A 1,338-nucleotide genomic window follows, 5' to 3' on the forward strand; every position below is an offset into this window, starting at 1 on the left:
TCGAGTCCGGTGCCGAATGCCCGCACGGAAATTTCGCAGGCATCGTCCGCTTCGAGGGAGAGCAGGTCAGGGTCATCGGGTGCGTCCAACGTCCGGATGCTGGCCTCATCAGGCGTGGCACCCGGTGGACCAAGTCCAGCGATCCATTCTGAGACGGCGACGGTATCGAGATCGGGCACGGGCACCTCCGGGGCATGCGGCCGGAGAGTCCGATGGGGCGATGCAAACGGGAACCGCCTTTTTCAGCGGCAGGGATCCGGGGATCAGCGGTTACCGATTTCGACCTCGACGGGTGTGATTTTCGCGCGCAGGCCCGCTGCGGCGAGAGCGCGCTGGAGAGCGACGTTCCAGGGCACACCTCCGTGCCACGACACTATAGTAGATGTCCGCACGCCATCGCGGATCACGACGAGCACGCCGTGCGGGACGATCTGCCGGAGGGCGAACCCCAGCGGGATCGCTTTTCCGTATCCGATAGCCAGTGGATAGGCGGATCGCGCCCAGGCGTTCCTGTGTGGGAGCGGCGTCGATGGCACTGCTGGTGGAGCGGTCGCCGCAATCGAGAAATTTGCACGCGCTGCGATTGGTGCGAGCGGCAGGACCATCATCGCGGCGACCATCACCACGATCGCCCCCCGCCCGCGATGTATGACAGTCATATGACGCATTCCAGACTCCCTGACTCAATCTGTGCAGTACAGACATCTCGTACGCAGGTGAATGCAAACCGACAGCGCTCGTTCAATTGATATGAAGAAAGCACACCGGCTGAATATCCGATGCGATATCAGCAGTAACGTTTGCGTGAGATGAGTGCGTCGAGGGTAAATCTTCTGGATCCGGGCTCGCTACGTTTTCATCCATAATAAAATTACGCAAGAAACTAGCAATTTAACAGGATATTATCCAGCGCGCGGACGATAACTTAACAACGATTCGCAACGTATTGATTTCGAGTCTTATTCCAGAAAGCCAGAGCTGTGCAGGATAGCAATCCTACGTAGTGCTGCGACCGAAATGATTCTTTATTTATACAGACAAAGATGCCCAATGGGGAGAACGATGCAAACGAGAAACGCATTTTTTGCATCCGCATTCGGGATGTCCATGCGCTACCGCTCTTGCAGAATTTCTTAACTCTGCAGCAAAACAGTGGAGCTTTGCGCGGTCGGAGGATCGGTATGGCCCGGTCATGGTGCTCCGCGCTCTAGGCGGGAGCTCGCTATGCCCACATGCGTGGATGAGCCTGGCGGTAAGTCGGGCAGTGTATCTCAAGTCGATCATACTGGTCGTTATTTTATAAATAGCGTTTCGACTTTTCCTGTGCAGCACCTTTCC

1 protein-coding gene is annotated in these 1,338 nt (G+C 56.6%); it reads right to left on the bottom strand.

The features are described 5' to 3' along the window. Positions 1-263: 263 nt before the first annotated feature. Positions 264-659 (bottom strand): hypothetical protein, encoded by a 396-nt coding sequence (locus ACP5E6_RS17405; RefSeq protein WP_427956345.1) that lies wholly within the window; start codon positions 657-659, stop codon positions 264-266. Between the last annotated feature and the right edge of the window lie 679 nt (positions 660-1,338).

The sequence above is a fragment of the Acidiphilium sp. genome, assembly GCF_049977125.1.
Lineage (GTDB): Bacteria > Pseudomonadota > Alphaproteobacteria > Acetobacterales > Acetobacteraceae > Acidiphilium.

What these genes read in the sequence shown, in the direction of transcription:
- ACP5E6_RS17405 (WP_427956345.1), bottom strand. Translation starts at nt 659, where the DNA reads ATGACTGTCATACATCGCGGGCGGGGGGCGATCGTGGTGATGGTCGCC.